At 44.0% G+C, this 18,827-nt stretch carries 14 protein-coding genes; 9 read left to right on the forward strand and 5 right to left on the reverse strand.

What is annotated here, in order from left to right:
- Positions 1 to 332: 332 nt before the first annotated feature.
- The 3 genes from HDC33_RS00945 to HDC33_RS00955 all read left to right on the forward strand — a co-directional run bounded on the left by HDC33_RS00945 (position 333) and on the right by HDC33_RS00955 (position 5,192).
- Positions 333 to 2,081 (forward strand): ABC transporter ATP-binding protein, encoded by a 1,749-nt coding sequence (locus HDC33_RS00945; protein ID WP_179390672.1) that lies wholly within the window; start codon positions 333 to 335, stop codon positions 2,079 to 2,081.
- A gap of 271 nt (positions 2,082 to 2,352) precedes the next feature.
- Positions 2,353 to 2,922: a TetR/AcrR family transcriptional regulator gene (locus HDC33_RS00950; protein WP_179390673.1), complete on the forward strand. Its 570-nt coding sequence runs from the start codon at positions 2,353 to 2,355 to the stop codon at positions 2,920 to 2,922.
- 68 nt (positions 2,923 to 2,990) lie between these two features.
- Positions 2,991 to 5,192, forward strand: a complete 2,202-nt coding sequence (locus tag HDC33_RS00955; RefSeq protein ID WP_255457261.1) for a YhgE/Pip domain-containing protein — start codon at positions 2,991 to 2,993, stop codon at positions 5,190 to 5,192.
- 51 nt (positions 5,193 to 5,243) lie between these two features.
- Here HDC33_RS00955 and HDC33_RS00960 read toward each other — a convergent pair whose 3' ends face one another.
- Positions 5,244 to 6,125 (reverse strand): SDR family oxidoreductase, encoded by an 882-nt coding sequence (locus tag HDC33_RS00960; RefSeq protein ID WP_179390674.1) that lies wholly within the window; start codon positions 6,123 to 6,125, stop codon positions 5,244 to 5,246.
- 118 nt (positions 6,126 to 6,243) lie between these two features.
- Positions 6,244 to 7,653 carry a DASS family sodium-coupled anion symporter gene (locus HDC33_RS00965; protein WP_255457350.1) on the reverse strand — a complete coding sequence of 470 codons (1,410 nt, stop codon included), beginning with the start codon at positions 7,651 to 7,653 and terminating at the stop codon, positions 6,244 to 6,246.
- 235 nt (positions 7,654 to 7,888) lie between these two features.
- Here HDC33_RS00965 and HDC33_RS00970 point away from each other — a divergent pair, with 235 nt between their 5' ends.
- A complete protein-coding gene (locus HDC33_RS00970) occupies positions 7,889 to 8,107 on the forward strand; it encodes a hypothetical protein (RefSeq protein ID WP_179390676.1) in 219 nt (72 codons plus the stop codon).
- Here HDC33_RS00970 and HDC33_RS00975 read toward each other — a convergent pair.
- Positions 8,093 to 9,406: a short-chain fatty acid transporter gene (locus tag HDC33_RS00975; protein ID WP_179390677.1), complete on the reverse strand. Its 1,314-nt coding sequence runs from the start codon at positions 9,404 to 9,406 to the stop codon at positions 8,093 to 8,095. The two genes, HDC33_RS00970 and HDC33_RS00975, sit on opposite strands and share 15 nt — an antisense overlap.
- Before the next feature lie 178 nt (positions 9,407 to 9,584).
- Here HDC33_RS00975 and HDC33_RS00980 point away from each other — a divergent pair, with 178 nt between their 5' ends.
- Both HDC33_RS00980 and HDC33_RS00985 read left to right on the forward strand, forming a co-directional pair.
- Positions 9,585 to 11,729 carry a beta-propeller domain-containing protein gene (locus tag HDC33_RS00980; RefSeq protein WP_179390678.1) on the forward strand — a complete coding sequence of 715 codons (2,145 nt, stop codon included), beginning with the start codon at positions 9,585 to 9,587 and terminating at the stop codon, positions 11,727 to 11,729.
- Positions 11,730 to 12,892: 1,163 nt separating this feature from the next.
- Entirely contained in the window at positions 12,893 to 13,105 is a 213-nt protein-coding gene (locus HDC33_RS00985) for a hypothetical protein (protein ID WP_255457262.1), read from the forward strand.
- 184 nt (positions 13,106 to 13,289) lie between these two features.
- Here the strand turns inward: HDC33_RS00985 and HDC33_RS00990 are convergent, their stop codons facing one another.
- Complete coding sequence (locus HDC33_RS00990) at positions 13,290 to 14,414, reverse strand: S-layer homology domain-containing protein (RefSeq protein ID WP_179390679.1); 1,125 nt, start codon at positions 14,412 to 14,414, stop codon at positions 13,290 to 13,292.
- 319 nt (positions 14,415 to 14,733) lie between these two features.
- Between HDC33_RS00990 and HDC33_RS00995 the strand changes: the two genes are divergently transcribed.
- Together HDC33_RS00995 and HDC33_RS01000 are read left to right on the forward strand one after the other, a co-directional pair.
- The gene (locus HDC33_RS00995) at positions 14,734 to 15,480 is read left to right on the forward strand and encodes a threonine/serine exporter family protein (protein WP_179390680.1); all 747 of its coding nucleotides are present in this window, start codon (positions 14,734 to 14,736) and stop codon (positions 15,478 to 15,480) included.
- A gap of 19 nt (positions 15,481 to 15,499) precedes the next feature.
- Positions 15,500 to 15,955 (forward strand): threonine/serine exporter family protein, encoded by a 456-nt coding sequence (locus HDC33_RS01000; RefSeq protein ID WP_179390681.1) that lies wholly within the window; start codon positions 15,500 to 15,502, stop codon positions 15,953 to 15,955.
- A gap of 51 nt (positions 15,956 to 16,006) precedes the next feature.
- On the opposite strand, the gene HDC33_RS01005 is transcribed toward HDC33_RS01000, so the two are convergent.
- Complete coding sequence (locus HDC33_RS01005; protein ID WP_255457263.1) at positions 16,007 to 17,656, reverse strand: sensor domain-containing protein; 1,650 nt, start codon at positions 17,654 to 17,656, stop codon at positions 16,007 to 16,009.
- 133 nt (positions 17,657 to 17,789) lie between these two features.
- Here HDC33_RS01005 and HDC33_RS01010 point away from each other — a divergent pair, with 133 nt between their 5' ends.
- Positions 17,790 to 18,689 (forward strand): DMT family transporter, encoded by a 900-nt coding sequence (locus tag HDC33_RS01010; protein WP_179390682.1) that lies wholly within the window; start codon positions 17,790 to 17,792, stop codon positions 18,687 to 18,689.
- The last annotated feature ends 138 nt before the right edge of the window (positions 18,690 to 18,827 follow it).

Consider the following 18,827-nt stretch of genomic DNA (forward strand, 5'->3'; position numbering starts at 1 on the left):
TTTTTTTAGCGACTTCAATCGGTTTCATTTCAAGGAATCCTCCAGTTGGAAAAGCTTTTAGAAAAAGCTTAAACTAATGTGATGGGTTACTCCAATGCTATGCTACAGTTTTAGGTGTAGGATGGCTAAACCTAATTGTTAGCATCAATGTTGTAAAATGTATGTAGTGGTTGGGTTAGGAAAGGACTTTACTATGTTAGTAAAAGAATCAATATCCATAAAAACTAAGTAAAGGAGCCTTAACAGGGGTAGCCTAAATGCCGAAGCGTATTTGTAGGTAATCTTTATTTGCTTATCTAGTTATCCTATTTATTGAAAATAGATTCATCGGAATGGAGTTGAAAACTGTGGAAAAGACAAAAGTCGGCTTGAAGCCGTTTATGTCGCTTATTTTATCGACTAAAATACCGAAACTGGCTCTGATTTTTGGTTTAACGGCAAGTGTTCTTACGACACTTGCTGGTTTGGTTGTGCCATTGCTAACGAAGAATTTAGTGGATGGTTTTTCGGTTGCCTCGTTAAGCGTCCCGCTTATGATCGGTATTGGAGTGGCGTTTATTCTCCAAGCAGTCATAAATGGGGTGTCCATTTATTTGCTAAGTTACGTCGGACAAAAAGTGGTCGCGCGGTTGCGTGATCGTATGTGGAAAAAGCTTATCCGCTTACCTGTCAGCCACTTTGACAAAGAATCCAGTGGTGAAACGGTAAGTCGTGTTGTGAACGATACGGGAATCGTGCGAGAATTGATTTCACAACATTTCCCACAATTCATTACAGGGATCATTTCAATCATTGGTGCTGTTACCATCCTGCTCATTATGGATTGGAAAATGACGCTCATCATGTTAATTTCCGTACCGATAACGGTTGCAATCATGATTCCGCTTGGCACCAAAATGGCGAAGATTTCACGCGGCTTACAAGATGAGACAGCTGTCTTTACAGGCAATATTCAGCAGACGCTGAGCGAAATCCGCTTAATGAAAGCTTCGAATGCGGAAGAGAATGAAGAAGCGAAAGGGTTAGCGGGAATCGGGAATTTACTCGGATTCGGTTTGAAAGAAGCCCGTATCACTGCTTTGATTGCCCCATTCATGTACCTAGTTGTCATGGTTGTCATTGTGATGATTATCGGGTATGGGGGCATGCGTGTTGCGAATGGAACAATGTCGACGGGAGCACTCGTTGCTTTCTTGCTTTATCTGTTCCAAATCATTTTTCCAATCACATCTTTTGCGATGTTTTTCACACAGTTGCAAAAAGCGAAAGGCGCAACAGAGCGTATTATCGATATTTTAGAACTGCCGTTAGAAGAAGGGCAGGATGGATTGGAAATGGATATTGCGAACAAACCGATTCGTGTGGTAGATGTATCTTTTGCTTATCAAGAGGATGAACCGGTGCTTGAAAAAGTGTCCTTCGAAGCACAACCAGGTGAAATGATTGCTTTTGCCGGACCGAGCGGCGGGGGTAAAACAACGATGTTCGGACTGCTGGAACGTTTTTACGAACCAACTGGCGGTGAAGTCCGAATCGGCGATACACCTATAAAAGAGTTGTCGATGGCATCGTGGCGCAGTCAGATTGGCTATGTTTCACAAGAAAGTGCCATGATGGCCGGGACAATTCGCGAAAATTTATGCTACGGGTTGGAAAATGGTGAAAGTATCCCTGATAAAAGACTTTGGGAAGTCACTGAAATGGCATATGCCGACGAATTCATTAAAACATTTTCGAAAGGATTGGACACTGAAGTTGGAGAACGCGGTGTGAAACTTTCGGGAGGCCAAAGACAGCGAATCGCCATCGCACGTGCTTTTCTGCGTGACCCCAAAATATTAATGATGGACGAAGCGACAGCAAGCTTGGATAGCCAATCGGAAGGCGTTGTTCAAGACGCCTTGACGCGATTAATGGAAGGGCGTACGACGTTTGTCATTGCCCACAGGTTATCAACAATTGTCGATGCCGATAAAATCATTTTTATTGAAAATGGGCAAGTGACAGGGAGCGGAACCCATCAGGAACTGACACAATCGCATGCGTTATATCGTGAATTTGCGGAACAGCAATTGGCTTAAATTTTTAATTCATACTAAAGAACCCGCAGTACGGTGTCTTCTCACCATAATTGCGGGTTCTTTTTTATTCTTTAAATCTGTACGCTAAATCAATTTGAAGTTCGGGTGAATTGTGTGGGAATTGTATAGGTGACTGTCACCCAAGTCTGTCCTGGACTTTTTCAATCTAAAAAAAGCTTGCATAAATTCTAGGTCGAGCGTAATATAATGACTATATGACCATATTTGTATTTCAGTCACAAGAGTAACCCATTCAAAGTGAGGTGGAGAAATGGATCGCAGGCAGGAGATTTTGGAAGCGGCGGCGAAATCATTTTCGCTTTTCGGTTATAAAGCAACGACGATGGACCAAGTCGCGAAGATTGCAAATGTCGGCAAAGGAACAATTTATACGTTTTTCTCAAATAAGGAAGAACTGTTCAATGCCATTGTTTTGAAACTGATCAATGAAATGCGGGCGGAAGCGGATGCCGTTGCTATCGAGGGCGCGCCTTTTGAACAAAATGCACATGCACGCCTGATGCGGATGCTTAAATTCCGTGAGACCCATCAATTGTATGCGAAACTGATTGACGAAGAAAAAGAACTTCGGACACCCGCTGTTAGCGAAGTGCTGCAGGCAATTGAAAATGAAATCGTTTCTTATGTGAAAGAGAAGATAGAAAAAGCGATTGCAAAAGGTGAATTGAAGCCATGCGATACAGAGTTAGTAGCGTATTTGTTATTTAAAGCGTATCTTTCACTTGTAGCAGACTGGGGAAAAACCCACGATGTCGAGCTTGCAGAAGAGCGCATCGTTGCGTTACTTAGTGGGACCATTTTTAAAAGTCTCTTGTTATGAGACTCTTTTTTTATTCCGATATGACCGTTTGAGGAAAATGGTCAACCAGTACAGGAGGAAGTCAATTTATGAAAAAATCAATGACATGGGCGGAATGGAAACTGCTCTTACGTTCAAGAAAACTAATCGTCCCACTGATTGCTATTTTGTTTATCCCCGTTCTATATGCAGGGATGTTTTTATGGGCATTTTGGAATCCATATGCCAATATGAATGATTTGCCCGTTGCAATCGTCGACCTTGATAAGGGGGCGGAAATGGATGGCGAACAACTGGCGCTTGGGAAGGAACTGACCGATAAATTAATTGACAGTAAGCAGTTTGATTTTACAAAAGTCTCAAAATCGGATGCGGAAAAAGGGCTCGAAAATGAAGACTATTACGTCGTCATTGAAATACCGGAAAATTTCTCCGAACACGCAACTACACTGTTGGACGCAAATCCGGAAAAACTGACAATTGTCTATAAGCCGAATGAAGGTTTCAACTTCCTTTCCGCTCAAATCGGAGAGACAGCAATGGATCGGATTCGTGCAGAAGTGAACGAACAAGTCGCTTCAACGTACGCAGAAAAACTCTTTGATTCCATTACTGAGATGGGGAATGGGTTCGGTGAAGCGGCGGACGGCGCCGGTGATTTACATGATGGCGCTGCAAAATTATTAACAGGTGCAGATGAATTAAAAGGGTACCTTGAAACATTGGCAAGCAGCACTGTTACACTTGCGGACGGTTCACAGAAACTTGCGCAAGGAGCGAACGATGCGGCGAAAGGGGCCACTGAGTTGAATAAAGGACTGGGCACATTATCGAAAGGGTCAGCAGACCTTCTTGCCGGAGCGCAAAAAGCATCAGCGGGAGCAAATGGGCTGAAAGACGGTATCGCTAAATATACGAATGGAGTCGACCAGCTGACAGCAAGTTACGATCAGATTGCCCAAAAAGAAAAAGAATTTGGCACGGCGGTAGGTACGTTGAATGAAAAATCAGCCGGATTAAATACAGCCGCCAGCCAACTTGTAAAAGGTTCAACCAACTTGGACGCTGGAATTGATCAACTTTCAGCAAGTCTTGCTCCGGTACTTGCATCCCTTCCGGAAGAACAGCAAGCAGCGTTAAACGCGGCATTGAGCCAAGTGAAACAAGGAAGTAACGAACTATCGGGTGGAATGCAGCAACTCGCCGCGGGCACTGGTTCACTGTCGGCAGGTACCGCAGAGTTGAATGGAGTAGCAGGTCAATTGGCTGATGCGTATAACCAGGCATTGGCGGGACTGCAGAAATTGAATGGATCGTCCGCTGAACTTCGTGAAGGATCGACCGCTTTAGCATCAGGGAACAAAGAACTTTCATCCGGAATTGCACAGCTCGCGGAGGGTGTAACAACAGCTCAGAAAGGTTCATCCGATTTAGCGTCGGGTCTTGCTTCTTTAACGGAAGGAACGGGCACGTTGAAAACAGGAACGGATACACTCGCATCCAAATCAAAAGAACTTGCCAAAGGATCCGCGACACTGGCTGACGGCATAGTCGAACTTGATGAAGGAACACTGACATTAAAAGAAAAGCTTGCCGAAGCGAATGAAACTGCAAGTGAAGTGAATCCGACAGACAAAACATATGGCATGGTCGGAGCACCTGTCGATGTCGAGAAGGAAGGCATTAACCATGTACCGAACTATGGCACCGGTTTTGCACCATACTTCTTGTCACTTGGACTATTTGTCGGTGCACTTCTTTTATCCATCGTATTCCCGCTAGTCGAACCGGCCATTAAACCGACAGGGGCATTCGGATGGTTCGCAAGTAAAGTTTCCGTTCTTGCAATCGTTGGTCTGTTGCAAGCGCTTATTGCAGCAGGGGTTGTCAAGTTCGCACTTGGAATGGAAACAGTTAATACACCGATGTTCATTTTGACTGCAATTATCACAAGCTACACATTTATCGCGCTTGTACAGATGTGCGTATCCATTCTGTCTGATGCGGGACGGTTTGTAGCCATTCTTGTCCTTATTTTGCAATTAACAACAAGTGCGGGAACCTTCCCTCTTGAATTAATTCCAGCACCACTTCAAGTTTTCAACACATTATTGCCGATGACGTATTCCGTTCAAGCATTCAAAGCGGCCATTTCCACAGGAAATATGTCGTTCCTGTGGATAAATAACGGTATCCTCATCGGATTCATGGTCGCATTTCTTGCAATTACATTCGGATACTTTGCACTTCTTTACAAAAGAAGATATTCGAAGGAAATAGTGGAAGCATAATGGGAAAAGCCCCTTCACGCGGAAGAAGTTCCGTGTGAAGGGGCCTTTTCGTCATGAACCTACAAAACCGCCGCCATCGACATGGATCGTCTGGCCGGTCATATAACTGGAATCACTGGATGCGAGGAACACATATGCGGGTGCATTTTCAGCAGGTTGCCCACGGCGTTTCACCGGTGTATCTTCTCCGTGCTGTTCCACTTTTTTTGCGTCGAAAGTTGCCGGAATAAGCGGTGTCCAGATTGGACCAGGTGCCACTGCATTAACGCGTATCCCTTTTTCTGCCAAGTTCAGTGCGAGCGAACGGGTGAATGAAGTGATAGCACCTTTTGTAGCGGAATAATCGATCAAACCTGGCGAACCGTTATACGCTGTAACAGACGAAGTATTAATAATGGCATCACCATCCGTCATATGATGTACTGCCGCCTTCGTCAGATAGAACAACCCGAAGAAGTTCGTATCGAATGTCTCGCGGAGTTGATCGGCTGTAATCAAGGAAATATCGTTTTGCGGAAACTGTTTTCCTGCATTGTTGACGAGGATATTCAAACCGCCAAATTTATCAACAACTTCATCGATCAATTGCTCGCAATGTTCTTCCTCACTGATGTCGATTCGGATCTTCAACGCTTTCCCGCCATATTCTTCGATGAGTTTCACCGTTTTATCCGCATCGGTATCCTCTTGTTCGCCCAAGTATGCGATTGCCACATTTGCGCCTTCCTTGGCGTAAGCGACCGCAACTGCACGACCGATACCGCTATCGCCGCCCGTGATCAAAGCGCTTTTTCCTTTCAATTTCCCTGAACCTTTATAATTTTCATCGTCATAAATCGGGGCCGGATTCATTTCCGCCTCTACACCGGGTTGCTGATCCTGTGTCTGCCCTGGAACTTGTTCATCAATTATTTCATACTTATCTTTTGACAAAATAATTCCTCCTATACAACTTGTCCTATTAATAGGTGATTCCCTTTCATCTATTTGGATAAACTACAAACCACCAAGATGATTGGAAACCGATGTGCTCTTGGCGTTTATCTAAATCCTACAAGAGTCCAATCCACTTCCAATACGTAGCACTAAACAGCAGGATAAGTAAATAGCCGACAACCGTAAGCACGATACCAGACTTCAGAAAATCCTTTACCGTGAATGAACCTGTACCATAAGCAAGCATGTTTTGCGGTGCGCTGACGGGAAGAAGGAAACCGAAACTGATAACAAATTGTTGGATCAAAACAAATCCGACACTGTTTGCGTCCAATGAAATCGTCGTTGTAAGCGCGATGAAAATCGGGATAAGTGCCGATGACAAGCTTGTTGCGCTGGCGAATCCCAAATGGATAAGTATGTTAAACAGTGACAGTAAGGCAATCGTCGCAAGTAGCGGCATATTTTCAAGACCCATTGCACCGAATACTCTGTTGGATAGCCATTGTGCGCCTCCTGTATCTAAAAGAACGGTACCAAGTGCAATGCCCACTGCAAAGACGATGATCGTTCCCCATGGGATAAGCTTTTCAACCGTTTTCCAGTCGAAGACGCCAATTTTAGGGGAGAGAAGAATTGCAATCGCCACAAGTGTTACGGTCGTCGTGTCAAAGGGGTGAAGCACTTCTTCAGTTGACCAGAAGAACAGAAGGGCGAGAGCGACGACAATCAACCGTTTCTCTGAAGATTTCATCGGACCAAGTTCTTTCAGCTGACCCTGGATCAATTCCGTTCCGCCTTCGACAACTTGCGTTTCTGGCTTAATCAGTTTAATCATGACGAAATACAGAACGATGGACATGACAATTGACCACGGAGCTGCATACAGGAACCATGCTCCCCAGGAGATGGACACGCCCATTTCTTTTTCGATGAAACCGAGCGCAACCATATTTTGTGCAGCACCTGTCTTGATCCCGATATTCCAGATTGAGACTGATTGTACGGCAGTGATGACAAGAAGTGCACCAAGTCGGCTATTATGCGGCAAACCGAACGCCGCAACCATCCCGAGAAGAATTGGAACAACCGCGCCTGCACGTGCAGTAGCACTTGGCACGAAGAACGCAAGAACAATCGATACGATGATGGCACCAAAAACGATAGCGCCCGTTTTTACGCCTACCTTTGACAGGATATACAGTGCGAGCCGTTTGTGGAGATTTGTCGCCTGCATCGCTGCAGCCAGAAATAGGGCGGCGGCAACAAGCGCAACCGCGGAGTTTGAAAACCCACCGAGCGCCAATTTAAGGGCAGCTTTCGTGCCAAGCATGGCATCGGGATTCGCCATATCGGGTGCAAGACCGAGTGTCACGGCAATTAGGCCGATAATCATTGCCGAACTCACCGGATAGGCTACCGCTTCGGTCATCCAAAGAATGACCGCAAACGCCAAGATAGCGAGTGCACGTTGCCCCATTACAGGCAAGTCACCAGAATTAGGAAGAAGCATGATGATAATCATGACAATAAATGCAAGTGCAATCCAATATGGTTTTAAATTTCGTTTTGGTTTCTTGATTGTTTCAGCGGTTTCCAAAGTGTTCAGTCCTTTCTTATCTAAAAATAACTTCATCTTAGAAGTACCCATTTCATATATGCGGTGAAACGTAAGCTACGTGAATAAGGTGGACCTGGACACGGAAATCATACTGACGGGAATTTAGCGTGTGTTGGTTATGATCGGTTGGCGGTGTTTTATGGTCGGTCTCGCATTGGTTATGATTGGTTGGCGGTGTTTTATGGTCGGTCTCGCACCGAATATGGTCGGTCCACAATGTTATACGGTTGGTCAGACATCGGATATGGTCGGTCCGCAAATTAATAGCTACATCCAAATAAAAATAGGGCCGTTCCATATGTCGATAAAATACCGACGTACGGAACAGCCCTTGTCACTTAATTTAAAAGAAAAATAGCCCGATGCTAATTACGATACCGCTCAGTATCAGAACGAATAAACAATAGCCCATAATATCCTTCGCGCGCAACCCCGCTATTGCGAGTGCGGGTAATGCCCAGAACGGCTGGATCATATTTGTCCATGCGTCGCCCCATGCGATCGCCATAGCTGTTTTCGAATAGCTGACGCCGAGCGATTGTGCTGCGTCCAACATGATAGGAGCTTGCACAGCCCATTGTCCGCCGCCTGATGGCACGAAGAAGTTCACAAGTCCCGCTGCGTAAAACGTGAAGAGCGGGAATGTATGCTCATTCGAAATACTGACGAACCATTCAGACATGACGCCCGCAAGACCGGAAGCGACCATCATTCCCATAATCCCCGCATAGAATGGGAATTGGATAATGATACCACCCGTTGTCTTCACAGCGTTCGCCACGGCAGCGAGGAATCGTTTCGGCGAACCGTGGAAAATGATTCCGAGCGTGAAGAATATTAAGTTGACGATATTCAAATTCAAATCGAAGCCTTTCAAGACAAAATGCTGAATGAGATAGACAAGTCCAAGCGCACCAATCAGCATCGAAAGCGTAATACTGTTTTCAAGCCTGCTTGCTGGTGTACGGTCTGTATCTTCTTCGATTTCAATATGTTCTTCCAATAGCTTCGGATCGACGGTAACCGTATCTTCCGGTTTCGGCATCATGAAGCGGTTTAAAATCGGAACTGAAATGATGAGTGCAACAACAATAATGATATTATAGCTTGAAAAGATTGTTTCAGACGTCGGAACGACACCCATGATGCCTGCAAACGGGTGATCCGCAGTCGCAATCGATAGTGGAATCGATCCGCCCAAACCACCGTGCCAAATGATGAAACCTGAGTAAGCGCTGGCAATTAACAGCCTATAGTCGACCGTTGTCACTTTGCGCGCAATTTCTTTTGCAAAAAGCGCACCGATGACGAGACCGAAGCCCCAGTTAATCCAACAAGCAATCAGCGATACGACCGAAACGAGGAGAATCGCTGAACCCGGTGATTTCGCGAAACCCGCCAATGTACTTAACAATTTCTTGAATACTGGACTGCTAGCTAATACGTGTCCGGCAACAAGAACAATGACCATCTGCATCGTAAATGCGAGGAGCCCCCAGAAACCATCTCCCCAATGCGCTACCATATCGAGCGGCCCGGAATCGGTTAATCCGAGGCCCAGCAAAAACACGACCAACGTCAAAATGGCCACGAAAATATAAGGATCCGGTAAATACCGTTCCATCAGCGTGTTCGACCATCTAGTTAATACTCTCATAGAGATATCCCCCTTTTCTTTAGTCCTTCTTCATCTTATAGTACGCACCTAATTCATTCGATATGTTTTTAGCATAATAATACAAAAAACGACAACTGTAAAAATTTTCAGTTTAGTGAAACGAAATTCCTTTTTCGCAGTCTAATAGTGTACTAACAAAAGGAGAGGGTTGGTCAAATTGAGAAAAAAGGTGATTTGGCTGTTTATTACGGCTTTCATTACCATAGCTACAATTTCCGGTGCATTATGGATGGACAAAGTGACTGTGACGGCATCGGATAATGCACTTTCCGAACAGGGATGGAGCGCAACCTTCTCCACACCTTTGAGGAAAGATGCACTGGATTCGGGTGACCTCTACATTACCAATCATAATGGAAGGCGGGTGACCGCTACTGTCATGCTCGACAATGCAGGTAAGACACTTCAAGTGAAGGGGCTTACTGCGGGTTCCTATGCGTTGCATGTCAATAAAAATGCAGTTGACGGAAAATATCTCACATCACGTCCCGTCGATAAAATCAAGTTCACAGTACATGAAACAATCGAATCCGTCGCAACGGCAAAAGAGTTGAAGATATATTTCGAACGTGCGAAGTCCATGCAGCAGAAAGACATGGTGGTGGAAAAAGAAGAGTCAAAGATGGCCAGTGCCGATTCTGCTAACTCTTCCCAGGGCGGCGGTGGAGGAGATCATTCCACAACGAACAATCAAGTCGAAGGAGTCGATGAAGCCGATACCGTCAAGACGGACGGCAACTATATTTATGCCGTAATGGGCAATAATCAAGTTACGATTACCGATATCCGAAAACCGCAAAAGATCCAGAAAGCCGGGGCGATCAAAATGGAAGATGAATTTTATCCATCCCAGCTATTTCTCCATGAAAACTTGTTGATTGTTTTAGGTGTGAAATATGAACCTCACGGATATGAGGGGAACGAAGCAGCGAAGATCAGCAGGTCAATGAACGGAATGACGACAGTCCGTATGTATGAAATTTCAACCCCGTCAACCCCTAAGCTCATACGGGAAATCGGAGCGGAAGGTTATTTGAATGGTGCACGGAAGACAGGGGATATGATGTACTTCGTAACGAACGTTTGGCCGGATTTATGGGGCATGCCAAGTTTAGACGGGGATGTGCTTCGTCCGCAAGTGTATGATTCCAAGGAAGATAAGGAAACGATGCTTCTCGACTATGCTGATATCGCGATTTTACCGGGGGCGATGGAACCTTCCTACTCTGTCATCACGGCTGTCGATCTGTCATCGCCGGCGGAAAGCAAGGTTGTGACAAAAGGATATCTAGGCGGCAGCGAGCAGCTTTATATGTCTGCGGATCATTTATATCTCACAGCGACAATTTACGAAACGAACGCCGCTACTTCAAATAAAATGATTTGGAATCCCGGTATAGCAAACAGTGAACTATTCAAATTCACATTGAACAAAACGGATGTCACATTCCACAGTTCTGCAAAGCTGAAAGGGCATCTGCTCAACCAGTTTTCAATGGATGAACATAATGGCTATTTCCGCGTCGTTACGACAGAAGGGAATACATGGGATGATAAAAAGTCATCTGAAAATCATCTTTTCATTTTGGATGAAAACCTGAAGGTCACGGGATCGGTTGAAGGTCTTGCGAAGAAGGAGCGCATCTACTCAGCACGTTTTATGGGGGATAAGGCTTATATGGTGACTTTCCGGGAAACGGATCCGTTATTTGTGATTGATGTGGCCGATCCGGCTGCGCCCAAAGTGCTCGGTGAACTGAAGATTCCTGGTTTCAGCAATTATTTACATCCGCTTGATGATAATCATCTGATTGGTTTCGGTTATGAAACGACTGCAGAGAAAAATCCGCAAGGCGGAGAGCCAATCATTTTGACGATGGGGATGAAGGTTTCCTTGTTCGATGTGACTGATTTCAACAAACCGAAAGAGAAGGACACTGAAATCATAGGCGGGCGGGGGACTCATTCACCGATTCAATATGATCATAAAGCTTTGTTCCAGCATAAAGAAAGAAACTTGTACGGTTTTCCGATTGCTATTTACGATGAAACAGGGAAAGAAGATTACATCGGGCTACAAAGTTCGGGCGCTCTTGTCTACGAAATTACGCCGGAACATGGCATCGTCTTACGAGGAGATCTGCTGAAAAAGAACACGCGCGGGGAACAATACGAGGAATGGGAAAAGGAGATTCAGCGCCTGCTTTATAGTAAAGACGTTTTGTACACTATTTCAATGAAGGAAATCAACAATTACTCACTTGATACGTACGCGCCGATTGACGGTGTGCCAATCAAATGAAGGGAATGATGTCCGGTCAAGTGCCGGACCTTTTCCAGTTCGTAAAGAAGTTATGAACATGTGGATAAAGATTTGAATGGAAGTGTCTTGTGGATGAATGAACAATACTTTATATTTATTGACTAGACTAAGCGCTGTCCACAATATTCGCTTCGGCACTGGGGAATACCTGTGCTGGTTCTTCTCAGCGATATTGGAGGAGGTACGGAAAAAGTTCACTATTATAGAGTGTAATAAGGATTGCCCATCATACACGCTTCGGCGCTCGGGGATGCCTCTCGCTATAAGCCAGACAACTTCGTCGTCAGTCTTATGGCTTCGGCTACCCCTGTGAGGCGCCTTCGCTCGGTTCAGCTTTTCAAATGCCAGAGTAGTAAATGCATTTATTAAAAAATCCATACTTTTCAAGAAGGTAAAGATATAAACAAATATCGGTAAATACGCTTTGGCTATCGGTGTCCAGTTACTGACACAATTCACGCCCCTCGAATTGTGACGGCAGCTGGCACCGAATAGCGTCTTCGCTAGTTCCCCCAGGTATATTGATTTGGTTATTTAAATCGTTACCTGAAAAATATTTCAAAAATAGTAGTAGCAATGAAATAAAATGAAAAACCCAATAGAAATACAAAAAACGAATTTCTCTTTTTCAATATTCATCACCCCTGGAAAAAGAATATAAAAATATTCGCCTAGATGTAATGTATAATCACCATGATACACCGTCACCACCACAGCAAGCCGTTACACCCGTATTACGTTCAAAGAAGAAATTAACCTTACCTATAGAGTTGTAGACCATCCTTTTTCCTTGCGCCTTTTTTGTTTAATTATTTATTATAAAAGCAAAGATTAAAATATCGATACCTATGATTATTCGGTTGTCCGTAATTTTAAAACCTCTACTATTGGAATTGCAATAAAATAACCTAATGAATAAAACCGATATATAGTGTTCTTAGTGTCTAAAGAATAAAAGAAATTACCGACCAACAATAGTGGTATTTATGGCGATAATGAAATGTAAGTGTCTATATTCATTTCTTTTTATTTGGATAGCGGAGAAAATCATGGGAAGTGTAAACGGTAAATGTCTAACCAAAACGAAGGGGCTGAAGAAGTCACTGAACGCTTTTATCAATACCTGCAGAAGGGGAAATGAAATGATGGCCAAGAAATCACTGTTAGATTATCAGAGGGAATATGAAAGAATCATCCATGCAGACCAACCGAGAAAAGACATTCTACTGGCCGGTTTAATGACTGAAATGGAGAAACAATTCAAGATTCCTGTGCAAAGAAATATAGAGTGGGAACGAGAAAATATAAAGGTACTAGCGATGTATCGTAAGTTAAGCATTACAAGAACATTGTGAAGGTCGGGGAAACCTGATCTTCTTTTTTTGTGCAGATTAATACGCAGATGATATACTTTCTAAAGTAACGGAATCGCTGCTTTTCTATCCGATAAACATCAGTCATTCTCCATTCGTTTTTATAGCTAAATGATGAAAAAAAGATTCCCTCCTCTTTAAAGTAGAGTGGGGAATCTTTTTTAGATTAATTGTCAGACATAGCTTCAGTTAGCATATCTTCATAGTCCTCATCATCGTAGACAATGTTATAAATTTTCCAAGTTCCGTCTTCTGTTTTCTTTAAATATGCAGTTCCTGACATATCTATTGTCATTTCAAAATACATGTCCATTTCTGGTTCACTCATGGAAACATGAACCTTTAGATTGTCTACTTTAACTTCTGCAAGACGCTTATTTAAAGAAACGATTCTGCTTGAATGCTCACCCACTTGTTTCATCGTAATGGAACCAATTGAATATTCAGGGTCGTCAAGTAGACTCTGGCTATCAAGTGAATAAGCCAAGTAATACCCCATTGTTGTTTCGCGATAAAGAGCTTCCAACGCTTCATGGTTTTGTTGTTCAGAGTATAGTGACAACTCTTCTGTGACGTTACGATTTACAGTTTGAATCACTGAAAGTTCGTCTTCAGCTGTTCCGGATTCTAGATGTAATGCACGGTCAATCATCAATACGGCATGGGAACGTTTAGCGAAATTATTCGGTTTGAATTCGTCACCATAACCATTTACGATTCCGACACCTGCTGTTTTTACAACTGCTTCATAAGCGTAGTTTTTTTGAGTTACATCTTTGAAAGTTTTACCTGTTTTTGAAAAATCCACCGTCTCATTAAATGCGCGATAAATCATAGCAGTCATCTGAGCACGTGTAATCTTATCATTTGGTTTAAAGGTTCCATCTTCTTTTCCAGTAATAATCCCTCTGCTACTAGCAATTTGGACATAGTTATAATACCAAGCTACAGGATTTACATCAGGGAACGTTTTTTTGAGCTCACCACTTGTTAAATTCATAGCATTAACCAAAATTTTTGTAAATTGTGCACGGGTAATATTATTTTCGGGTTTTAAAAGAATGGATGTATATTCATATTCTTCTCCATCTTCTTCATAAACCTCTGTTTGTTCATATCCATCTATGATATCTGCGTACAGGAAGCGTTCTAATTGTTTATATGCTCCATGCCCGTAATCTACATCATCTATGTAATATTGATCGATGGTTTTTTCTGCTGCAAAAGTAGGTGTTATAGAAAAAAGACTAAAAGTAACTAGTAAAACTAATAAAATACGAACTGCCTTCAACGGTTTGACCTCTCTTCTTATGAATATCTAATACATGAATATATTACTCAATGTACACTTAAAAGAATACAGGAATAATATGGAAATGATGTAGACTCGAAATATAAATAAGCGCATCTTTTCGGTACGCATCACTAATAGCTGTCTAGTCCGATCCCTTTTATCGAATAGACGGCTTATTTTATTTTCTATCAAATGTTACTTGGATTGGTCCCTCCCGTGTGCACGGCTGATAACATGCCATCTCCGCCTTTGTCCGTTGTTTTTTGCTCCTTCCTCCGATAAGATGATTGAAAAGGGCTTTCCTGGGAGGTGTATGATGTCAAAAGTAGAAAAAGAGATGGCAATCGATTGTTGTCTGCTGGCGGGGCGCCTCATGATGGAGGCTGGAGCCGAGACGTACCGGGTGGAAGATACGATGGCGCGGATGGCGGAAACCCAGAAGCTGTCAGCCACGCATAGTTTCGTGACTCCGACGGGTATTATTTTTTCGCCCGGAAGCCCTCATCATACGAAGCTGATCCGTATAAAGAACCGGACGACGGATCTTGAAAAAGTGGCGCTCGTCAATGCGGTTTCACGTAAGTTATCTACAAATGAATATACACTTGAGGAAGCGTATGCTGAGCTGCAGGCAATTGAAAAAGCGAATGTCATGTTCCCGCTTTGGTTGCAGATCATTGCGGCGGCTATTGCCAGTGGCAGTTTTCTTATTTTATACAATGGTCTGTGGACGGATGTCCCGGCTGCAATCTTCGCCGGGGGTGTTGGCTTCGTCATCGCGACGACAATGCACGAGCTGACACGGGTGAAGTTTTTTGCGGAATTCATTGCATCGCTGTTCATCGGGCTAATCGGCTATGCCGCAATCCAGACGGGGCTCGGTACTGAGCTCGATAAAATTATTATTGGGTCGGTCATGCCGCTCGTTCCGGGACTTCTCATCACGAATGCCGTCCGTGATTTGATGGCAGGTCATTTCATGTCCGGGTTGTCTAAAGGTGCGGAAGCATTTCTGACCGCTTTTGCAATCGGGGCGGGGGTAGCATTCGTTCTATCTTTTTGAATGGAAAAGGGGTGCAAGTATGACGTGGATTGTCCAGGGGATATTTAGTTTCATTGCTGCGACAGGGTTTGGGATCATTTTTAATGCCCCGCGCAAGATGTTGTTCTATTGCGGTTTCGTAGGAATGACAGGGTGGCTTATTTATAGCGTGTTCAATGAGCTATACGGCGATCCGGTGCAAGCTTCCTTCTTGGGCGCTTTCATGGTTGCCCTCGTCGCCCATCTGTTTGCCAAACGTTTCCGGACGCCGATGATCATTTTCAGTGTTGCTGGAATCATTCCGCTCGTACCTGGGGGAATGGCCTACAATGCGATGCGTCATATCGTTGAAGAAGATTACTTAACGGCAATATCATTTGCATCCGGCGCCTTTATGGTGTCCGGTGCGATTGCAATGGGACTTGTCTTTGCGGAAGTCATCATCCAGCTCATCTTTCGATCCGGAATCGGAAGGAAGCGGGAGAAAACAGTATGAAAAACGGAGTGTTCTCCTGATTAGAGACACTCCGTTTCATTAATCTTCAACCTAATATATGATGTCGTCCGAAGTTACAGGAACGCCGATATAATAGCCTTGGATGGCATTCACGCCCATTGTTTTGAGAAGTTCGAATTGCTCTTTCGTTTCGACGCCCTCTGCAATTACATATAACCCCATCGATTTGCTGAATTGAATCATTCCGTCGACAAGCTTTTGGGTCTTGGGCTGTGTCAATAAAGAGTGGATGAACAGTTTGTCTATTTTCACTTTTGTAATCGGTAAATGCTGCATATACCGGAAGGATGCATAGCCGGTCCCGAAGTCGTCGAGTGCGAATTCGATTCCTTCATCCTGAAGCGCTTTCATCTGAAGGGCGATTGAATTCTCCTCTTCAGCTTGGAATGCGAATTTCTCGGTTATTTCGAGTTGGATACAGTTCGCGGGACAATTTGTCGTTTGAAGGATGTCCATGATCTTCTTTTTCATCTGTGGATTGCTGAACTCACGCACTGAAGTATTTACTGAAATGCCTATGGGATGTCCGTTTTTATGCCAAGTGGCGGCAAGTTTTGCGGCTTCTCCGAGTACGAAAGCGCCGATTTCATGGATGACACCGTTCTCTTCTGCAATTGGAATAAGCTCATCGGGCATGATATAGCCCAGTTCATCATCTTTCCAGCGGACAAGCGCTTCGTAAACCGTAACTTCACCCGACGTGACATCGAATTGCGGTTGGTAGACGACTTGTAAGTTATTAAGGTTCAGTGCAGTGAGCATTTTTTGGTCGATGATCGCCCGCCTATTCAGTACTTTATGGGAAGCGGCTGAAAGTGAAGCGATTTTACCCCCGCCATTATCAACCACGTCTTTTGTAGCGGTCAAAGCCGCTTTCATCAAATGATTGTACGTTTTTTGGTCTTCGGGATAGCGGACGATACCTCCGCTAACAGATAGCGGCAATGCAAAGTTATCGATATAGATCGGATGCTGCTCCAGGAAGAGAAGGAACCCTTGTACATACCAATCCCCGAATGAGGTCAAGACGATAAATTCGTTGACACCGACCCTGGCAATGGGGTCATCCCGGAAAAAACGTTTAAGTCTATTGGAAAATGATTTGATGAGTTCTGTTTTTGATTCGGACGATTGCAGATCCTTCAGCGTATAGTAGTGATTGATAGTTATGTAGACCAAGGAAAAACTTTTTGCTTCCTTAATGAAATCATTAACGGTCGCTTCAAGTTTATACCGGCTCATTAGTCCGGTTTCATAGTCGATGAATGCAATTTGTTGAAGCTGGTCACGCAGTTGTACATCGCTGGTTATATCCAGTTCGAGAAAAGTGACGGACAGTTGTTCTTCGCCTGTCGGCAAGATTGGTATTGCAATCATATTTACAAAATAGGGTTCCCCGGTACGTGTAACTTTTTCGACGGTGCCAAACCAAGTCTTTCCACTCGTTACGCTGTTCCAAATGAGATAAGCTTGACTTTGGCCCTCTTCTGAATCAGGGAACATTTGCCATAGGGGAGTTCCAATTACCCGCTTCGGTGTCCATTTGCTTGTGTTCAAAAAATTCTTGTTCGTATAAGTAATGGAACCTTCGCTATCAGTTCGTGTCACCATATAAAATTGTTCGAGACTTTTCATTATGCCGGGCACTTCCGGCACGAATAGTCCATGATCTGGCTTCAAATAAATGCCTCCTTTCGGATTGGTGTTACTACTATTATAAAGAACTATTGACAGGGGTACATCATAAAAGTGACAAATTACTGTCGATTATCGTGAACTATTGAAAAATAGTCAAATTGAAGGAGGGTGAAAGATGGATAGATTGAAAGGAATCGTCATGATTGTGTCCGGGGCGATGCTTTGGGGTGCTACGGGTCCAATGATGGAATGGATTTTGCTGAATAGTGAGATGTCGGTTTCCTTCATGCTTACGGTTCGCCTTCTATTTGCGGGTGTATTTTTGCTTATTATGCTGAAGTTACAAGGGAAGCGCATCACTCTTCCATGGAGGCAAAAGGTGTGGGCACGCCAACTCCTTCTGTTTGGAGTGTTCGGTATGCTTGGTGTCCAGTTCACGTTTGCCGCATCTATCGATACGAGTAATGCGGTAATTGCGACATTGTTCCAGTTCCTGGCGCCGATATTTATTATCATATTCGTAACGGCCTCGCAAAAGACTTGGCCACCGGTTGTGCAAGTGCTCGGAATGATTGTGACGCTGGCAGGATTACTCCTTCTTTTGACTAACGGATCATTTTCCGGCTTTGCACTGAGCAAGGTTGCGGTATTATGGGGAATCGCGCTCGGTTTTGCATTCTCGTTTTACACGTTATATCCTGTCCGTCTTATGCAAGAATGGGGAGTCCTGCTATCGATTGCCTGGGGTATGATTATCGGGGGAGGAACGCTTTTCGTTGCAAATCCATTGACAGTTGTTACCCACTTGGACTATTTAGCGGATTGGACTGTGACGGGCATGCTTTTCCTCGTCATAATCGTCGGGACCGTTGCATTCATCTTGTTCATGAGCAGTATGAAATATATCTCGCCAGTGGAAACAAGCATATTATCCAGTTTTGAACCGCTGACGGCAATGGTCATTTCTGTCATTTGGTTCGGGCAAGTGCTTGGTATGTGGCAATTTACGGGGGCGATAATCATGCTTATCGGAGTGACTTGGCTATCGGTGGCGGGTAGTAAAGCGAAAGCATAGAAGAGTGGAAGAATCGGTTCCCCTTGTGGGTGCTGGTTCTTTTTTAATCATTTATACTTTCGATCTATCTTAACTTGTTTCAAAATAACCCACAATTCAGTCTCATTGGCTATACACAACCCACTGGCTATGGCATAA

It is taken from the genome of Sporosarcina sp. JAI121, assembly GCF_013408665.1.
Taxonomy (GTDB): Bacteria; Bacillota; Bacilli; order Bacillales_A; family Planococcaceae; genus Sporosarcina.